We start from the raw sequence: 16,637 nt of genomic DNA on the forward strand, positions 1-16,637 counted from the left end.
GACGTTTCGGAGATTTACCGCCTGGCCACAGGAGCCGGCGAACGTCGACCGATTAAGGTCAGACCCGTGCCATCCCGCCTGCCGGCCGGCTTGACTGAAGTCATCGATTTACCAACAGTTGCAAAACTGGCGGCAGTGCTGGTTCACGGGGGGGAGTCGTTGTGCGCTTTGAATTTATTGTGGCCCTTTGCGCGTCCCTGATGGCGCTGCAGCCGTCGCCCGTATCGGCGCAGCCTGCGGCGTCTGAGATTAGCCTGCACCCGGCATGGATCGTGGAAGAGGGCATTGGCGACGTTATCGTCTACCTTTCTGACGATTTCAGGAAGTCCGCTCCGCTCGACGCGGAGCCGCTGAACCTGGTGACGATCCATCGCAGCAATCCGGGGGACGCCCGCAATAGCCCCCAAAAGGACGTGAATTCGCTGCACAAGTATTTGAAAGCGAACTCCGGCTTCATGGCTAAGGATCTCGTTGCATTCGCGTCGAGCCGAGATCTCGTCCGTTTCTACTTCCGCGGCGACCATGAGGCGCTGGCCGCGCGCTTCCAATATCCGCAAGCTACGTTGAGCAAGGCCAACGCCCAGGACTTGGCCAGACTCCGATCGATCGGTATCGGCGACTTCTCTCGGTTCATCGCCAAGAGCGCCACCTCGGAGGCAGACCTTCAGCGGCAAATCCTCGGCGATCGCGCCCCTCCGGCGGAAGATCGGACCCTTGAGCTCAAACTAAGGATCGAGGCCGGTAGCGTCGACAAAAGCCAGGTGCTTGCGGCGTTGGAGCGCAAGCACTTCGATGACGTTACCTCGCAGGTGGCGGTCGGCGGTGGCGACGACAAGCTGGAGTTCGACGCGCGCATACGCTTTTCGGAATCGCTTGTGCAGAAAGTGATGAACGAGGTCTGTGCCGATGCGGCGAGAAGTGGTGGTCAGTGCGTTGGGTGGTCCGGGAGGTTCGAGCCAATTCATCTTACCCTGTAATCTCTGCGGGAATGCCTTGCTCTCCGAAGGTAGGAGAATGGCGACGCGAGGTGTCGGTAGTGCCCGGCGAGAATGGGCAGTTCGCGGTCGGTGACTGAGCAAAGCTGCCGGTCCGCTGACCACCAATTTCAGACGTTGGTGCAGGCCGCAGCAATCGATCGCCGGAAAATGTCAAGGAATGGTGGATTGCGGGCCGGCAGCTTTTAGGAGCCGAAGCCGTGATAGCTGTCGTTCCTGATCGGGCCTCCGCGAATGGCAGCAAACGCCCCAATTGCTGTCGTTCGGCGCGCTTTCGGTAGCGCCTAAAAGCCGTCGTTCGTTCTGCTACCCCTAAAATGACCGCTGCGCCCAATCGGTCGCTGCCGGTTTGATCGAGCCGGCTCCAACCGGTCGTTCGTCAGTATCCAGCTTTTTGAAGGAACTGGCCGAAAAGGAGAGAAAAACGCCCCGCCGAGGAAGACCCTCCATAATCCATCAATAGACGCATTGAGGCGGCATGCAGGGTGTACCGGATAACTTACCGAATTGGTCAGCGATCCGGCTGCGCATCGCGGCAAGAGCGTGCCTCAAGTCCGGCGACGAGGCATGGAGCTGAGCGAGATAGCGGGTACGATTGGCTGCGATACGGCCGGCTCGTTCGGCCTGCGTGGCTTGTGCCGTTGCGCCGGGAAGCGTGGTCGCGATACTGAATTCTGGTCGACCCTCAGTTTGTCGGGCGAACAGCGCGATCAGCGCATCGACGTCTTTGGGCAAGTCGGTCAGCCGGTTCTGGCGGGTTATATCTGGTTCGACCGCCGGTCCTTCCTCGTTGACAACCCTCACTTCCCACCCCTCCGTTTCGATCCGCCAGCGGACGAGACCATCATCGGTGGCGAAGCCAAGCCGGATGCTCCCGAGCGGCGTAGGCATCAACGACGGCGTCTCGGGAACGGCGTAGAGCGTCGTGTCGAGTGACCAACCACCAAAGCGCTGAGTGGGTGCGTCCTCCCGACCTGGAAATACGCGAAAGGCGGCAAAATCGCTGCCTTGATAAAAAAAGCGTTCGCCGTGAGTCAATGTCGCCACCACATTGCCGTTGCGATCGATTAGTTCTGAGCGATCGTTCTCAACGACTTGAGCGTGGCCCCGAGTATCAAAATCAGATGCGGAGCTGAAACGCGGTGGGAACGCCCACTGGCCGTCAACGCGGATGAAGCCCGCTTGATCGCCTTCTTTCGCCGCGGCGAGGCCGTGTTGGTCGAAGCCGCCTACCTGGGAGAAGCGTGCAGGGATGACGATCGCGCCCGTTTTCGCGTCCGCAAATCCGTAGCGGGCGGTGCCCTGATCCTGGAAGCGGACCAGCCCGTTAGCACTGACACCCCAGGCGTTCACGCCGGGCGCGAAGCGCGTCACCACCCGGCCTGTTGCATCAATATAGGCGATCTCGCCAGACCCAAGACCGACTCGGGCGAGCCCGGCAGGCGCATCAAGGCCGCCGTCAGCCCGGTCTCCGGTGAAGTTGCCAGCATAGCTAAATCGCTCGGGAATTACGAAGCGGCCGGTCCGGTCGACATAGCCCCAGCGCCCGCTGCTATTGTAATTGTAGCCCCCGGAAATCGTCGCGGGAGCAAGGCCATTGACGGCGAATGCGCCGATCCCACCAAAGCGAAGCGGGATGACCTCTTTTCCCGTGCGATCGATCGCGCCGAAGCGACCTGCACGACTGACGCCGGTCAGCGAGGCCCCCCTGAAAGGCCGAATAATGTCGTAGCGAGGCTCCACCACGATCCGTCCGTTACGGTCGATCATCCCCGACGAAAGGCCAAAGCCCGAAGGATTGCGGATCTGCACAATCGCGAGGCCGTCGGCGTCATAGCTTCCTGCTCCGGCGAAGCCGGGCGCAATCACGATTCGCCCCGTCTCGTCGGCATAGCCCCATTTATCGCCGACCAGGACAGGCTCGGGTCCGTGCGAGAAAAGCGCACGGTCGTAGCTCGCGTCGGCGACGCCGTCGAACCTCAATCCGGTGGTCGCACGGGTCCGCAGGTTCAGATAACCGGCCTTCCCTCCGCGCCAAATCGCAACCCAATCGCCTTGAAAGAGAGGCGATCCTGCCTCCCACGTGGCGGGCTCCACCACGTTACCGCTGCGATCGACATACCCGGTCAGTGGAACACGTCGGGGGCTTTGGGCTTCTGCTGCGGTGGCAAACAGGAGGGAGGACAAAAGGAGGAGCCGTTTCATCCGCCCATCATGCACAGCAATGGGATAGTGAAAAGACGGCCTCGCAATACATGGCCATGCAATCATCCGGACGCGACCTATTCCAGGCCCGGATTGGTTTGCGGTCTTTGATAATCTGTATCTCAAAATTGTCGGCTAAGCGGCACGCAATCCCAAAAGCTGCCGGCCCGCTTTCCACCACTTCCGGCCATTCGCGATTTTATGAGTCTACGGCCTAATCTGGCGACGCCGGCGCGGTCTGCACCGTTTCTGCACGCGATCGACGCGAAAGCGCCGCGCCGCCAGCGTTCGCGGTGGATGCACCACCGCCAATAGCAGCCTCTCATCAAGGGAGGTGCCCCAATGCCCCAGGTTCGCCGTGTCGCCGCATCGATCGCGTCACGCCATAGCTTCGCGATCAAGCTCCTCGCGGCGGTTGCGCTGGTCGCAGCCGCCGACATTCTGTTCTACTTCCAGGGCGTAGGCGCGACCCTGGGTGGGTTCGCGCTTCTGTGGACCGCAGCTCTGGTGATCGCGGTGGTTGGCGTCCGCCGGCACCCCCAGGCCGGGTTCGCCGCCGCACTTGCGATCCTCTATGCGCTGATCCTGATCGAAGCGCCGTCGCTGCTTGGCTGGACGTTGTTCTGGGCAGCGATATCCAGCGCCGCATTGCTCGCCCGGCGCCGCTTCGACAATGCCGGCGACTGGGCGCTCCGACTAGCGGCCTATGTCCTTCTCGGCGTCGCCCGGCCGATCGCGGACCTGACCCGCATCGGCCGGCTGCCTGGCTCGAAAGGCGTCACCCGGCTCGGCAGCTTCGCAGCTGCGGCGGCGCTGCCCTGCATCGGCGGCGCGTTGTTCATTGCGCTGTTCGCCGGAGCCAATCCAATCATCGGCAACGCCTTCGCCTCGATCCGTCCGCCCTATCTTTCGGACGTTCTGCTGCATCTCCTGTTCTGGACAATCGTCGCGCACGCGGTGTGGCCAAGCCTGCGCCCCTCCACGATCGTAACCGGGACCGCCACGCCGGCGTTCGACATGCCCAGGATCCACGGAGTTCCCCCGGGCTCGATCGCGCTCTCCCTTTTCCTCTTCAACGCCATCTTCCTCGTCCAGAACCTGCTCGACATCGCGTTCCTCTGGAGCGGCGCGCCGTTGCCCGGATCGATCACCCTGGCCGACTATGCGCATCGCGGCGCCTATCTGCTCATCGTCACCGCCCTGCTCGCGGGCCTGTTCGTGCTGCTGTTCCTGCACCCGGGCAGCGAGGCCGCGCGCAGGCCGATGATCCGGCGGCTGGTGGTGCTCTGGATCGCGCAGAACCTCCTGCTGGTGCTGTCCAGCATCCTGCGCACCTGGGACTATGTCGAAGCCTATTCGCTCACCATCCTGCGTATTTCCGCGCTCGCCTGGATGGCGCTGGTCGGCGTCGGCCTCTTCCTGATCTGCTGGCGGCTGATCGCCGACCGTTCCGCGCGCTGGCTGCTCAACGCAAATGCCATCGCCGCCGCGCTCGTGCTCAGCGCTGCGAGCATCGCCGACCTGGGAGCGGTCGCCGCCTGGTGGAATGTGCGGCACAGCGACAAGGTCGGGCAGAGCGGCAACGCGATCGATCTCTGTTATCTACGTTGGCTCGGCAGTTCGGCACTGCTGCCGGTCATCGATCTGGAGAAGCGTGCGCAAGGGCCGGTCCTGCGCGACAGCATCGCCGCAATCCGTGCCGACCTGTATCGCGATCTCGCCTACAAACAGGCCGACTGGCATCGCTGGAGCTGGCGCGGCGCTCGCCAGCTCGCCTCCGCGCGTGCCGCGCTGGGCTTCCACCCGATCATCCCGAAACCGGCTCCCAACGGCCGCAATTGCGATGGCAGCCTCCCCCCGCCGGCTCCCGAAATTCTGCCGGCCGAAGACCTGTCCCAACGCTCCCCGTTGACCAACGAGGCAGAACAATGATCCTGTGCCCCATGCCGCGCACCATCCTGGTCGTCGACGACGATCCCCATATCCGCCAGCTCCTGCTGTTCGCGCTCGACAAAGCGGGCCTCGACACGATCGAGGCGGAGGATGGCGAGGCGGCGCTCGCTTTGGCGGAGCGGCACCATCCGGACCTCGTCATCCTCGACATCAACATGCCGCGCATGGACGGGTTGGAGGTCTGCCGGCGCCTGCGCGCGGCAGGAGAGACGCCGATCCTGTTCCTGTCGTCGCGCGACGACGAGATCGATCGCGTGCTGGGGATCGAGCTCGGCGCGGACGACTATGTCGTGAAGCCCTTCTCGCCGCGCGAGGTCGTGGCGCGCTCGATGGCGATCCTGCGCCGCACCGCTTCCCGCCCGCCCGCGGTGGACGAGAATCGGCCGGCGATCCGTCAGGGCCGTCTCACCCTCGATCTCGACGGCTGGCACGCGAGCTGGGACGACGAGATCGTCCAGCTCACCGTCAGCGAGTTCACCATCCTGCGCACGCTGGCATCCACGCCGGGCAAGGTCTTCAGCCGCGACGCCATCATCGATCGCCTGCACGGCCCCGGCTTTGCGATCACCGATCGAACGATCGACAGCCACATCCGCAATCTGCGCGGCAAGTTCACTGCGCTGGGTGGGCTGGACGTGATCGAGACCCGGTCCGGAATCGGCTATCGGCTGGGGAACTGCGCCGGCCAGGCCGGATGATCGGCGCGCTCAAACAGGCGGTGAAGGCGCGCTGGCCCCGCATGCGCCTGCGCACGATCCTGTTTGCGACCCTGTTCTTCGTCGCCGCGCTTCCGGGGTTCGGTGCGATCTTCCTTCGCGTCTATGAGAACACGCTGGTTCGCCAGACCGAGGCCGAGCTGGTCGCGCAAGGCGCGGCGCTCGCAGCAACCGCGCAGGCAGTATGGCCGGGCGCCACCACGCCGCCACTCGGCCCTTCCCGTTTCCTGCCGGAGGCGCCGCGCATCGATCTGAATTCCACGCCGATCCTGCCCGAACGGCCGACGCCCGCTCCCGTCGTCCGCGCGCCCGATCCCGCAACGCTTGCCACGGCGCAGCGCCTGCTTCCGATCTTCGCGGCCACGCGCCAGACTACGCTGGCGTCGATCATCCTGCTCGACGGCGCCGGCAATATCCTGATCGGCCCGGGCACCGGCGGAAACTATGCCGCGCTTCCCGAGGTCCAGTCGGCGCTCGCCGGCGAGCCCGCCACGGCGCTGCGCCGCAATGGCGCCTATCGCCAGGTCTATCGCTTCGAATGGCTGTCCCGCGCCGCCGCGATCCGCGTGCATCATGCCCGGCCCATCGTCGTGAACGGTCGTGTCGTCGGCGTGCTGCTGCTGTCGCGATCGGCACGCGCGCTGTTCAGAGGGCTCTATGAGGACCGCGGCAAGATCGCGCTCGGCATCCTCGTCATATTCGGCATCCTGGTAGTGCTGAGCGGCGTGCTCTCGCGCGGCATTGCCCGTCCGATCGAGGCACTCAGCGTCGCGACGCGCGCCGTATCCGCGGGCGGCGGTGCCATGCCCGCGGTCCCGCCCACCGCAGCAATCGAGATCCAGAGCCTCTATGTCGACTTCGCGTTCATGGCGCAGGCGATCGATCGCCGCTCGCGCTATCTGCGCGACTTCGCCCATGCCGTCAGCCACGAATTCAAGACGCCGCTGGCCGGCATCCGCGGCGCGCTGGAGCTACTCCGCGATCATGCCGGCACCATGTCGGACGAGGAACGTGATCGTTTCCTCGCCAATGCCGATGCCGATGCCGAACGGCTGACCCTGCTCGTCTCGCGGCTGCTCGAACTGGCCCGAGCCGATATGTCGCAATCTGCGATTCTTGCCGAGATCGCGCTCACTCCGGTCATTTCGAAGGTCGCGGACGCGGAGCGCTTCCCCGGGTTCGACGTCGTAGTGCACGACCCGGCCACACTGACCGCGGCCGCGCCCGGAGACACGATAGAGACCGTGCTCGCTGCATTGATCGCCAATAGCCGTCAGGCGGGCGCTACCGTCGTGACGATCGGCTTGGAGACCGCTGGCGACGATATCGCGATCACCGTCTCCGACAACGGCCCGGGAATAGCCGAGCCCGACCGCCTCCGCGTCTTCGAACCCTTTTTCACGACACGCCGATCCGGAGGTGGAACGGGACTTGGTCTCCCGATCGTCAGATCTCTGCTTCAGGCCCATGGCGGATCGGTCGACTTGATCGACAACGCGGGCGGGACGGCCTTCCGCATCCTTCTGCCTCGTAGCGCGGATCCGTTTGACCAGTGATATGGCGTCTCAGGCCGATCCTGCGGCCACGGATTTCGCCTTCACCTTGCGCACTTCGGCCAGCTGCCCTTTCAATATCGCGATCGTGTCCGCCTCGGCGGGGCTCACGCCTTCCAGCTTCACATGATCGATCAGGACCTCCAGCGCGTCGCCGATGCGGCCAAGCTGGCGGCCATAGCTGCCCACTTCGTCGAGGATTCGCTGCTCGGTTTCCGGATGGGCAGTCTGCCCCATGTCGATGTTGATCAGCCCGAATTGCGCGCCCTGGCTGTTGAACGTCCAGGGGTTGATGGCCTGCCACAATTGCTCGGGCGCCAACGCGAACGAGAAGGATTTCCGCATTGCGTGCCTCCATCGAAGGGAAGCACATCCTAGCTCATTGTGCGTCGCAGCAATAGTCGCGGCAGCTCGCTTTTTTAGGCGAGTTCCGCCAGCGCCGACTCCCAGGCACGCGCCTCGTCGTCGCGCCGCGCATGGATCAGCAGCGATTGCGCCACGCCGGTCGCGGGATCCACCTCTATGCTGGCGTCGTACAGAAAGGTCGCATTGCCGCTGATCGTCACGTTGCGCGCGACGTCGGCCCGCCCGCGCACCAGCCCGCCCTTGTTGAACACGCGCACGTCCCGGCCGAACGGCACCCGCCCCGTCAGCCCTGCCGCCAGCACCGACGCCGCCATCGCGCTGCCGCAGCTGTTGGTCAGCCCCACGCCGCGCTCGAAGGTACGGACATAGAGGTCCGTCGGCCCGCGTTGCTCGACGAACGAGACGTTCGCCCGCGCCGGGATTAGCGCCGGTCCGGCCTCGCACCAGTTCCCCAGCGCCACCAGCTCGTCCTCGTCGACATGCTCGACAAAGGTCACCAGATGCGGGTTGGGCATCGCCACAGCGGTGAAAGCGCGCTCGGTCGGCAGCCCGGCAATAGGCGCGTCGATCACGGAATCGATACCGTTCGTCAGTCCGACGTCCGCTGCGGAGACCGAGGCCGGCCCCACCGTGGTGCGCACCGTCGCCACGCCGGGCGCCAGCGCCGCCTCGCGCGCGACGTCCGCCGCGCTTGTCTTGAGCCCGACCAGCGCGCCATCGATCCCGAGCAACTCGAATCCTAGCCGAGCGGTGCAGCGCAGGCCGTTGAGGCAGGTCTCCGCCTCCGACCCGTCCGAATTGAACATCCGCATGCCGAACGCAGCCGGGTCGTCGCCGTCCGTCAGCAGCAACAGCCCGTCGCCGCCCACCGGCCCGTCGCGGTCCGCGAGCCCGCGGGCAATGCCCGCCCATTCGGCGTCGCTCAGCGCGAGTCCGCGCGCGTCGATCAGCGGAAAATCGTTCCCCGAACCATGGCATTTGATGAAGGCGAGTTGCATGGCCTCCATCTAAGAGGCGAAGCGGCTTTTGGCTACGCTGCCGCCGCTGTCGCCGACACGGGTCCGCCGAGCGCCGTCACCGCTGCCTTGTCCTTGGCGATGGCCGCCGCGAAGCTTGGTCGCGCCAGGATCGCCGCGACATAGTCGGCGGTGCGCGGATAGCGCGCCGCGTCGACCGTCACGTCGATGCACCCCAGGGTCGCGAAGGGACTTGCAATGGCGATATCGGCCAGCGTTATCCGGTCCTCGACCAGGAAACCGCTGTCGGGAATCACGCTTTCCAGATAGTCGAGCAATGGCGGCAGCTGCTCGTGCTCGGCGGCATCGGCGGCCTGGTGGTCACACGGCTGCTTCAACACGCGCGGCAGCACGAAACGGTTTCCGAAGATCGCGCTACCCGCGGCGATCATCATCGTGTCGGCCACTTCGTCGAACCAGATCGTCCGCGCGCGCGCGCAAGGCTCGGTGGGGATCAGCCCGGGTTCGGGAAACTTGGCCTCGAGATAGGCGACGATCGCGCTCGAATCGCTGATCGCGAAGTCGCCATCCTGGAACCCCGGTATCTTGCGGAACGGGCTCGCCGCCTCGAATTCCGGCCCGCCACGGCCCAGCCCGGCGGGCCGCACCTCGAGCTCCAGTCCTTTTTCATGGCCGAAGACCACGCATTTGCGCACAAATGGCGACAGGGTCGAACCAAAGACGATCATGTACATTCCTCCCCGCGATGGGCGCTGGCTTAGTATTTCGGTCACACGGGCAACCGAGTTTACCGCGACAGTCCGGTGGTGCTGTGCAAGGATTGGTCGAATGACCGCCTTCACATTCCTCCTCGCGCTCGCGGGCGCCGCGGCCTTTTATGTCATCTTTCGCCGCATTGCCTTTTTGGAGGATGAGGTACGCCGCGTCGAGTCACAGCTTGCCCGCTTTGAACAAGGCGGCGCGGTTTCGTCTCAGGTCGCCCCAAATGAAGCCGCTGCGCCGCTGGACGCCGCAGCGCCTCCGCGGCTCGAAGAACCGGCACTCCCACCGGCAATCCCAACCGAGGTTGCGCCCAAGCCGACCCGTCCCGAACCGAGGGTGGAACCGCACATCAGCCTCGAATCGCTGATCGGTGGGCGGCTGCCGATCTGGATCGGCGGCACGGCGCTGGTGCTCGCGGGCTTCTTCCTTGTCCGCTATTCGATCGAAAGCGGGTTGCTGGGCCCCGCCATGCGCACCGTATTGGCGGCGCTTTTCGGCATTGCGTTGATCGCCGCGAGCGAAGTCGCGCGCCGCTTGCCCGCCACCGCCGACGATCCGCGCGTCGCCCAGGCGCTTGCCGGTGCCGGCGTCGCCAGCCTCTACGGCACGCTCTACATGGCCGCCACGCTCTATCATCTGATCGCGCCGCTCCCCGCCTTTTTCGCGGTCCTGCTGGTCACCGCGGTGGCGATGGCGCTGTCGTTGCGCCACGGGCCGCCGACTGCGGCGATGGCACTGATCGGCGGGTTTGCCGCGCCGCTGGTTGCCGGATTCGACGCCGCCGGGGTCGGACCGTTGCTGGTCTATCTCGCCCTGTTCACCGCCGCGCTGTTCGGGCTCGCGATCCATCGCGGCTGGGGCTGGCTCGCCCTGGCGGCAAGCGTCGTCGGTTTCGGTTGGATCAATTTCCTGATCGTCATGCTCGCGGGAAAGCCCGCCGATCTTTCGGGCGTCGGCGCCTTCACTATGCTGCTGGCAGCGGGCGCCAGTGCCGCGCTTCCTGCTACTGGCATGCACAATCGCTGGCTGCGCGTCGCCCCGCTGGCCGCCGGTTTCCTCCAGCTGCTGGCGCTGGCGCCGGCGCTCGATTTCGACGGCCTCGCCTGGAGCTTCTACTTGATCCTCGCCGCCGCGGCTTTGTTCCTGTCCTGGCGCCAGTCGGTATATCTCCCGGGTGCACTCGCGGCGCTGGGTTTCATGCTGGTGCTCGAGGGCCTTGCGTTGCTCCAGCCCGAACGCAGCGCGACGCCGGTCGCCGCCGCGATCGCCGCTTTGCTCTTCGCCTTGCCAGGCCATTTTCTCGCGGCACGTCGAAGCGCATGGACGGCGCTCGCGCTCGGCGGCACCGCCGGCCCGCTGCTGGTCGCCCATGCCTGTGCGTCCTCGCTTCTCTCGGCACCCGCCTGGGGCCTGTTGGAGCTGGCTGCCACGGCAGCCTGTGCCAGCCTGGCCTGGCGCCTGCGCGTTGAGGAGCACGATTTCGCCCTCACCGGTGCAAGCGCGTTGGCCGGCCTGCTCGCAGCCCTTGGCCTCGCCCAGTTCTTCCCCGATGCTTGGCTGGCGATCCCCCTCACGCTCGTTCTCGTCGCGCTGGCGGCCTGGGCGCGCATCGCGCGCGTGCCGATGCTTTTCGAACTTCCCGTCCTGCCCTTCGTCGCCGCGCTGCTGGCCGCCGCGCTTCCGATCAGCGCATTGGCCGATCTCGTCTTCGGCTCGATCGCCGGAGATCGTCTCCCCTATCTCCGCCTACCCGAGCTCGGCACCCTCTTCCGCACGCTCGCTCTGCCGGCCGCGGCGGTGCTGCTGATCCTGTTCGACCCGCGCCAGTTTGGCCGTGCGCGGCGCTTTGCCGGCACCGCTGCGATCCTCTTCGGCATCCTGCTGCTTTACGGGCTGGCCAAGCATCTGCTCGCCATCGCCACGCTCCCGCGCTTCGTCGATCTGGGCTTCATCGAGCGCGCCATCCTTACCCAGGCATGCCTCGCTACGGGCTGGTTCCTCCTGCGTTCGGGGAAATTGCGAAGCCTGGGCGGCGTGCTGCTCACGCTCGGGCTCTGCCGTTTCGTCTGGTTCGATTGCGTCGTGCTCAACCCCGTCTGGGTCGATCAGCGGGTCGGCCCGCTCCCGCTCCTCAACGCCGCCGTGATCCACGCCGGCCTCACCGCCTTCTGGCTATGGACACTCGTGTCCAAATCCCCGGTGCGTGTCGCAGCCGCCGTGCTCACGCTGGTCGCGGCACTCGCTGTGGTACGCCAGGCGGCGCATGGCAGTCTCGTCACCGGCCCGGTCGGCACCGCGGAGAATGGCGGTTACTCGGCCATATTGCTCGGGATAGCCCTATTCTGGTTGTGGCGCGGTATCGCCACCACTGCGCACGACCTGCGCATCGCCGGCCTGGCGCTGCTCACCCTCGTCACCTTGAAGGTTTTCCTGATCGACGCCGCCGCGCTCGACGGCATATTGCGCATCTTGTCCTTCCTCGCGCTCGGCGTTGCGCTGATCGGCATAGGCTGGGCCTATGGTCGCTTCGTCGGCCAGGCCCAGAAGGTACCTGCCGCCGAGGTCTGACGCCGCTCATTTCAGCCCGTAGTGATCGGCTACCCGATCGAGCGCGAGCCCGAGAACCAGCTTGCCCGCACGGCTTGGCCAACCCAGCGCCTTTTCGGCCGCGACCAGCCCTTCGCCGGCACAGACCACGCGCCACAATATGTCGGAAAGCCCCGGCCCTGCCGCCGCCACCGCCCCCTCGAACCGACGCTTGGCCGAAATCTGCGCGAGGGTCGGGTCCATGCCCTCGGGAGGCCCCCGGCGGCCCCGCGCGGTCGGCGCCGCGTCCCAGCGCATCGTGACGCGCGGTCCAAGTGCTGCCATTTCGTAATCGGCGCGCACGCGCTCGCCGGCTTCATATTGCCGCGCGCTCACATGGCCGCGCGCACGCAACCATGTGAGCGGCGATTCGGCGAGATTGACCGTCACGCTACGCCGCCTGCGCGACGGTGCGCCGCATGCTGCGAGATGCCCGTCCTCGATCTCCCGCTCCACCAATTCGCGCATATGATCTCCTTTTGTTCCGATTCGCACCTCTTGCCATGAAGGCACATCTGTAGGAAAGCGAAAAACCAGACTGGTTAGGAAACACCCATGATCACCGCCATTCGCGAAGTCCGCCGCGCCAAGGGCCTCACGCTCGAGGAGGTGGCCGAGCGCTGTGCTCCCCCCACTACCGCGCAGACGATCGGCAGGCTGGAGACGGGGACGCGCACCGTCTCCGTCGGCTGGCTCAATCGCATCGCCGCGGCGCTCGAGGTCGATGCCGCCGATCTGGTCCGTCTGCCCGATCGGCCGGAGATCCCGGTCGCCGCGATGCTTGACAGCGGCGGCGCGCAGGCCCCGCGTCACGCGGCCTCGGTCGTCCCGCCGCGCGGCGAACCGGGCATGGTCGCGGTCACTGTCTCCGGCGGAATTGGCGACTATCGGTCAGGCGACGCGATCTGGTGCGCCTCGCTGGCGCCTGAGGCTTTCGCCACCGCGCTCAATCGCGATGTGCTGGTGCCGCGTCCCGCCGGGCGTTTCCTGTTCGGCCGCCTGATCGGCCGCGAGGAAGGCAAGCTGCATCTGCTGCCGCTCGGCGCCGGCGGCCGCCAACAGGTCGTCGCCGATCCGCCCTGGATCGCCTGCGCGGTGCGGCTCGTCCGCGCACTATAAGCAGCAACTCTGCGCACTTGCCGAACGCTTCGGAGAGGCGCAATTTGCTCTCCATAACAGGAGGGGAAATGCGATGCGTACCACGCTGATCACGGCGGCCGCGGCGCTGATGATTGCCACGCCGGCGTTTGCGGATGACTGGGATTTCATTCTGATCAACAGCTCGGGCAAGTCGATCAAGGCGATCGAGGTCTCGCCGGCCGGTGGCGCCACCTGGCAGCCGAACAAGGTCGATCCCGACATGAAGCGCGATGCGACCGTCAAGGCTGGCGGGCGCATGACCGTGCATTTCGACAAGGCCGGCAGCCAGTGCCGCTACGACATCAAGGCCACGTTCACGGACGACACCTCCGCGACGTGGAGCAGCATCAACGTCTGCGACAATTCCTATATCACGGTGAAGTACAACGCGGCCGGCGCACCGACGTTCACGGCCAACTGACGAGGGTCGCAGCCCGATAAGGATGCCTCAGGAACATGGCGTCCCCGGTACGCGGCGAACAGCGTCGGCCAGCCGGGCTTACGCCGCGGTCTGGTCGATCCCCAACTCGCCGAGCTTGCGGTAGAGCGTCGAGCGGCCGATGCCCAGGCGACGGGCGACTTCGGTCATGCGGCCGCGATAATGGCCGATGGCGAGTCGGATGACGTCGGCCTCGATCTCGTCGAGCGGGCGCATATTGCCGTCGGGACCGAACAAGGTGACCCCGGCATTGCCCGAGGCATGGCCCATCGGGCTTGCCGGCGCCGCGGGGCGGCCGAGCGCGAGATGTGCGATCTGCGGGAAATCAGTGCGGGTCAGGCCGTCACCGTCGCAGAGCACGGCGGCGCGGAACAGCGCATTCTGGAGCTGGCGGACATTGCCCGGCCAGTCATAGGAACCGAGCAGCGCCAGCGCTTCGTCGGTGATGCCGAGCGGGCGCAGACCGGGCTGCTCCGCGATGCGCGCGAGCAGATGACGGGCGAGCGCGGGGATGTCGCCGGCGCGCTCGCGCAGCGGCGGGATCGTCACCTGGACGACGTTGAGGCGGTAATAGAGATCCTCGCGGAAGCGTCCGCCCTCGACCTCGGCGAGCAGTGACTTGTTGGTCGCGGCGATGACACGGACATCGACCTCGCGCGGATGGCGCGCGCCGATCGGCTGGATCTCGCCCGATTGCAGGACGCGGAGCAGCTTGATCTGCGCATCGAGCGGCATTTCGCCGACTTCGTCGAGGAACAGGGTGCCGCCATCGGCATCGAGGAAGCGACCGATCTTGCGCTCGAACGCGCCGGTGAACGCGCCCTTCTCGTGCCCGAACAGCTCGGATTCGACGAGGTTGGCGGGAATCGCGCCGCAATTTACCGTGATCATCTCCTTGCGGCTGCGTGGGGATGCGGCGTGGATCGCCTCGGCGATCACTTCCTTGCCGACGCCGCTCTCGCCCTCGATCAGCACGGGCACGCGCGCGCGCGCTGCCTTGGCGGCGATCGCGAGCGCGGCGCGGAACTGCGGCGCCGAGCCGACGATCTCGTTAAAGGCGAGCGTGGCGGTTAGCTTTTCGGTGAGCGGGCGGAGCTCGCCCGCGGTCATCCCGCCCATCGCGGCTTCGAGCGCGGCGAGCAGGCGCTCGGACGCGATCGGCTTGACCAGGAAATCGGTGGCGCCTGCGCGCATCGAACCGACCGCGGCGGAGACCGAGCCATTGGCGGTGAGCACCAGGATCGGGAGCTGGGGACGGCGCGCGCGCAGTTCGAGAATCAGGCTGGCGGCATCGCTGTCCGATGCGGGGTGATCGAGGATGATCGCGTCGAGTGCCATGCCGTCGGGGGTGCCGAGCGTGGCGATGGCGGTTTCGGGGTCGCCCGCGAAGATCGTGCGCCAGCCGCGGCGCGACGCGATCGCGGCGACCAGGCGGCGCTGTGCCGGCTCGTCGTCGATCAGCAGGAGCAGTCTCTGCCCGTTGCGAGTCATCGCATTCTGTCCCCAATGTCCCGTTTCAGGGCGCAATGCTTAGAGCGCAGGAGTAAAGTTCGGCTTAAGCGTGTCTGAGCCATTTCCATCGACAAGCTGTGTCGCCCGGGCTTGAGAGGATGCGATGCGCCGGTTAAGACGACGCGAAGAAACGCGTACAGGGGAAGATACGGATGGCCGAAATAGGCGATAGCAATGTCGAGCTCCAGGCGCACCAGCAGACCTGGCACGGCTTCACTGCGATGATGAAATGGGGAACTCTGGGGGTGGCGATCATCGCCGCGTTCGTCGTCTTCCTGATCGCATCGAAGTAGCGTGAAGATCGCGGTGCTCAAGGAGACCGCCGCCGGCGAGCGGCGCGTTTCCGCGACTCCCGAGACGGTCAAGAAATTCATCGGGCTCGGAGCCGAAATGGCGGTGGAGGCCGGCGCGGGCGAAGCGGCGTCGATCGCCGACCAGGGCTTTGCCGATGCCGGCGCGACAATCGGGTCGCGCGCCGATGCGCTTGCCGGCGCCGATATCGTGCTGGGCGTGCAAGGGCCGGATCCCGACAGCCTGGCAGGCCTGAAGCAGGGCGCATGGATCGTGGCGGGGCTCAATCCGTTCGGGGAGCGGGCGCGGATCGACCGCTATGCCGCGCTCGGTGCCGAGGTGCTGGCGATGGAATTCATGCCGCGGATCACGCGGGCGCAATCGATGGATATTCTCTCCTCGCAGTCGAACCTGTCCGGCTACAAGGCGGTGCTCGACGCAGCCGCCGAATATGACCGCGCCTTTCCGATGATGATGACCGCGGCGGGCACGGTGAGTGCCGCCAAGGTGTTCGTGATGGGCGTCGGCGTCGCCGGGCTCCAGGCGATCGCGACGGCGCGCCGGCTGGGCGCGCAGGTCTCCGCGACCGACGTGCGCGCGGCGACCAAGGAGCAGATCCAGTCGCTCGGCGCCAAGCCGATCTTCGTTGAGAATGTGAAGGGCATCGAGGGCGAGGGCACCGGCGGCTATGCCACCGAGATGTCCGACGAATACAAGGCGGCACAGGCCGAATTGGTCTCGTCGCACATCGCCAAGCAGGACATCGTTATCACCACCGCTTTGATCCCGGGGCGCCCGGCGCCGCGGCTCATCAGCGATGCGCAGGTGGCGAGCATGAAGCCCGGCAGCGTGATCGTCGATCTCGCGGTGGAGCAGGGCGGCAATGTCGAGGGCGCGGTGGCGGGCGAAGTGGTGACGGTGCACGGCGTGAAGATCGTCGGGCATCGCAACGTGCCGTCGCGACTGGCAGCGGACACCTCCGCGTTGTTCGCGCGCAACCTGTTCAATTTCCTGTCGGCATTCTGGGACAAGGAAGCGGGCAAGCCGGTGCTCGACGAGGAGATCGGCAACGCCGTGCGGGTGACGCAGGGCGGCAAGGTTGTGAACGAGCGATTGCTGGGCTGAGCGCACAAAGGGGGCGC

At 66.1% G+C, this 16,637-nt stretch carries 15 protein-coding genes; 9 read left to right on the forward strand and 6 right to left on the reverse strand.

All coding sequences use genetic code 11. The annotated features are described in order from the left end of the window. Positions 1-161 precede the first annotated feature (161 nt). On the forward strand, positions 162-977 hold the full coding sequence (locus IAG41_RS18165) for a hypothetical protein (protein ID WP_187730059.1): 816 nt from the start codon (positions 162-164) through the stop codon (positions 975-977). Between the two features lie 474 nt (positions 978-1,451). Here the strand turns inward: IAG41_RS18165 and IAG41_RS18170 are convergent, their stop codons facing one another. Next, positions 1,452-3,200 (reverse strand): WG repeat-containing protein, encoded by a 1,749-nt coding sequence (locus IAG41_RS18170; RefSeq protein WP_187730060.1) that lies wholly within the window; start codon positions 3,198-3,200, stop codon positions 1,452-1,454. Between the two features lie 342 nt (positions 3,201-3,542). Here IAG41_RS18170 and IAG41_RS18175 point away from each other — a divergent pair, with 342 nt between their 5' ends. Genes IAG41_RS18175 through IAG41_RS18185 form a run of 3 tightly spaced genes read left to right on the forward strand, consistent with a single transcriptional unit; the run spans position 3,543 to position 7,425 of the window. After that, positions 3,543-5,132, forward strand: coding sequence for a DUF4153 domain-containing protein (locus tag IAG41_RS18175; protein ID WP_187730061.1), 1,590 nt, complete (start codon positions 3,543-3,545; stop codon positions 5,130-5,132). Then, on the forward strand, positions 5,129-5,851 hold the full coding sequence (locus tag IAG41_RS18180; RefSeq protein ID WP_187730062.1) for a response regulator transcription factor: 723 nt from the start codon (positions 5,129-5,131) through the stop codon (positions 5,849-5,851). The genes IAG41_RS18175 and IAG41_RS18180 overlap by 4 nt, the downstream gene beginning before the upstream one ends. After that, positions 5,848-7,425 carry a sensor histidine kinase gene (locus IAG41_RS18185; RefSeq protein ID WP_187730063.1) on the forward strand — a complete coding sequence of 526 codons (1,578 nt, stop codon included), beginning with the start codon at positions 5,848-5,850 and terminating at the stop codon, positions 7,423-7,425. Before IAG41_RS18180 ends, IAG41_RS18185 begins: the two co-directional genes overlap by 4 nt. Before the next feature lie 9 nt (positions 7,426-7,434). On the opposite strand, the gene IAG41_RS18190 is transcribed toward IAG41_RS18185, so the two are convergent. The 3 genes from IAG41_RS18190 to IAG41_RS18200 all read right to left on the reverse strand — a co-directional run bounded on the left by IAG41_RS18190 (position 7,435) and on the right by IAG41_RS18200 (position 9,493). Further along, positions 7,435-7,767, reverse strand: coding sequence for a hypothetical protein (locus IAG41_RS18190; RefSeq protein ID WP_187730064.1), 333 nt, complete (start codon positions 7,765-7,767; stop codon positions 7,435-7,437). A 74-nt stretch (positions 7,768-7,841) separates the two neighbouring features. Further along, positions 7,842-8,786, reverse strand: a complete 945-nt coding sequence (dapF, locus tag IAG41_RS18195; RefSeq protein ID WP_187730065.1) for a diaminopimelate epimerase — start codon at positions 8,784-8,786, stop codon at positions 7,842-7,844. A gap of 32 nt (positions 8,787-8,818) precedes the next feature. After that, the gene (locus IAG41_RS18200) at positions 8,819-9,493 is read right to left on the reverse strand and encodes a glutathione S-transferase family protein (protein WP_187730066.1); all 675 of its coding nucleotides are present in this window, start codon (positions 9,491-9,493) and stop codon (positions 8,819-8,821) included. 100 nt (positions 9,494-9,593) lie between these two features. Between IAG41_RS18200 and IAG41_RS18205 the strand changes: the two genes are divergently transcribed. Further along, entirely contained in the window at positions 9,594-12,095 is a 2,502-nt protein-coding gene (locus IAG41_RS18205) for a DUF2339 domain-containing protein (protein WP_187730067.1), read from the forward strand. Positions 12,096-12,101: 6 nt separating this feature from the next. Here the strand turns inward: IAG41_RS18205 and IAG41_RS18210 are convergent, their stop codons facing one another. Next, on the reverse strand, positions 12,102-12,581 hold the full coding sequence (locus IAG41_RS18210) for a DUF6456 domain-containing protein (protein WP_187730068.1): 480 nt from the start codon (positions 12,579-12,581) through the stop codon (positions 12,102-12,104). A gap of 87 nt (positions 12,582-12,668) precedes the next feature. Between IAG41_RS18210 and IAG41_RS18215 the strand changes: the two genes are divergently transcribed. Further along, a complete protein-coding gene (locus IAG41_RS18215; RefSeq protein WP_187730069.1) occupies positions 12,669-13,232 on the forward strand; it encodes a helix-turn-helix domain-containing protein in 564 nt (187 codons plus the stop codon). A 73-nt stretch (positions 13,233-13,305) separates the two neighbouring features. Further along, positions 13,306-13,674 (forward strand): hypothetical protein, encoded by a 369-nt coding sequence (locus tag IAG41_RS18220; RefSeq protein ID WP_187730070.1) that lies wholly within the window; start codon positions 13,306-13,308, stop codon positions 13,672-13,674. A 78-nt stretch (positions 13,675-13,752) separates the two neighbouring features. On the opposite strand, the gene IAG41_RS18225 is transcribed toward IAG41_RS18220, so the two are convergent. Next, positions 13,753-15,183: a sigma-54-dependent transcriptional regulator gene (locus tag IAG41_RS18225; protein WP_187730071.1), complete on the reverse strand. Its 1,431-nt coding sequence runs from the start codon at positions 15,181-15,183 to the stop codon at positions 13,753-13,755. 173 nt (positions 15,184-15,356) lie between these two features. Here IAG41_RS18225 and IAG41_RS18230 point away from each other — a divergent pair, with 173 nt between their 5' ends. Then, on the forward strand, positions 15,357-15,497 hold the full coding sequence (locus IAG41_RS18230; RefSeq protein WP_187730072.1) for an aa3-type cytochrome c oxidase subunit IV: 141 nt from the start codon (positions 15,357-15,359) through the stop codon (positions 15,495-15,497). A 1-nt stretch (position 15,498) separates the two neighbouring features. After that, positions 15,499-16,620 (forward strand): Re/Si-specific NAD(P)(+) transhydrogenase subunit alpha, encoded by a 1,122-nt coding sequence (locus tag IAG41_RS18235; protein WP_187730073.1) that lies wholly within the window; start codon positions 15,499-15,501, stop codon positions 16,618-16,620. The last annotated feature ends 17 nt before the right edge of the window (positions 16,621-16,637 follow it).

Source organism: Sphingomonas sp. JC676 (assembly GCF_014489075.1).
In the GTDB taxonomy this organism is placed as follows: Bacteria; Pseudomonadota; Alphaproteobacteria; order Sphingomonadales; family Sphingomonadaceae; genus Sphingomonas.

Coding starts and splice junctions, on each gene's coding strand:
- IAG41_RS18200 (WP_187730066.1), bottom strand. CDS start 9,493: ATGATCGTCTTTGGTTCGACCCTGTCGCCATTTGTGCGCAAATGCGTG.
- dapF (WP_187730065.1), bottom strand. CDS start 8,786: ATGCAACTCGCCTTCATCAAATGCCATGGTTCGGGGAACGATTTTCCG.
- IAG41_RS18215 (WP_187730069.1), top strand. CDS start 12,669: ATGATCACCGCCATTCGCGAAGTCCGCCGCGCCAAGGGCCTCACGCTC.
- IAG41_RS18205 (WP_187730067.1), top strand. CDS start 9,594: ATGACCGCCTTCACATTCCTCCTCGCGCTCGCGGGCGCCGCGGCCTTT.
- IAG41_RS18220 (WP_187730070.1), top strand. CDS start 13,306: ATGCGTACCACGCTGATCACGGCGGCCGCGGCGCTGATGATTGCCACG.
- IAG41_RS18175 (WP_187730061.1), top strand. CDS start 3,543: ATGCCCCAGGTTCGCCGTGTCGCCGCATCGATCGCGTCACGCCATAGC.
- IAG41_RS18225 (WP_187730071.1), bottom strand. CDS start 15,183: ATGACTCGCAACGGGCAGAGACTGCTCCTGCTGATCGACGACGAGCCG.
- IAG41_RS18190 (WP_187730064.1), bottom strand. CDS start 7,767: ATGCGGAAATCCTTCTCGTTCGCGTTGGCGCCCGAGCAATTGTGGCAG.
- IAG41_RS18230 (WP_187730072.1), top strand. CDS start 15,357: ATGGCCGAAATAGGCGATAGCAATGTCGAGCTCCAGGCGCACCAGCAG.
- IAG41_RS18180 (WP_187730062.1), top strand. CDS start 5,129: ATGATCCTGTGCCCCATGCCGCGCACCATCCTGGTCGTCGACGACGAT.
- IAG41_RS18170 (WP_187730060.1), bottom strand. CDS start 3,200: ATGAAACGGCTCCTCCTTTTGTCCTCCCTCCTGTTTGCCACCGCAGCA.
- IAG41_RS18210 (WP_187730068.1), bottom strand. CDS start 12,581: ATGCGCGAATTGGTGGAGCGGGAGATCGAGGACGGGCATCTCGCAGCA.
- IAG41_RS18185 (WP_187730063.1), top strand. CDS start 5,848: ATGATCGGCGCGCTCAAACAGGCGGTGAAGGCGCGCTGGCCCCGCATG.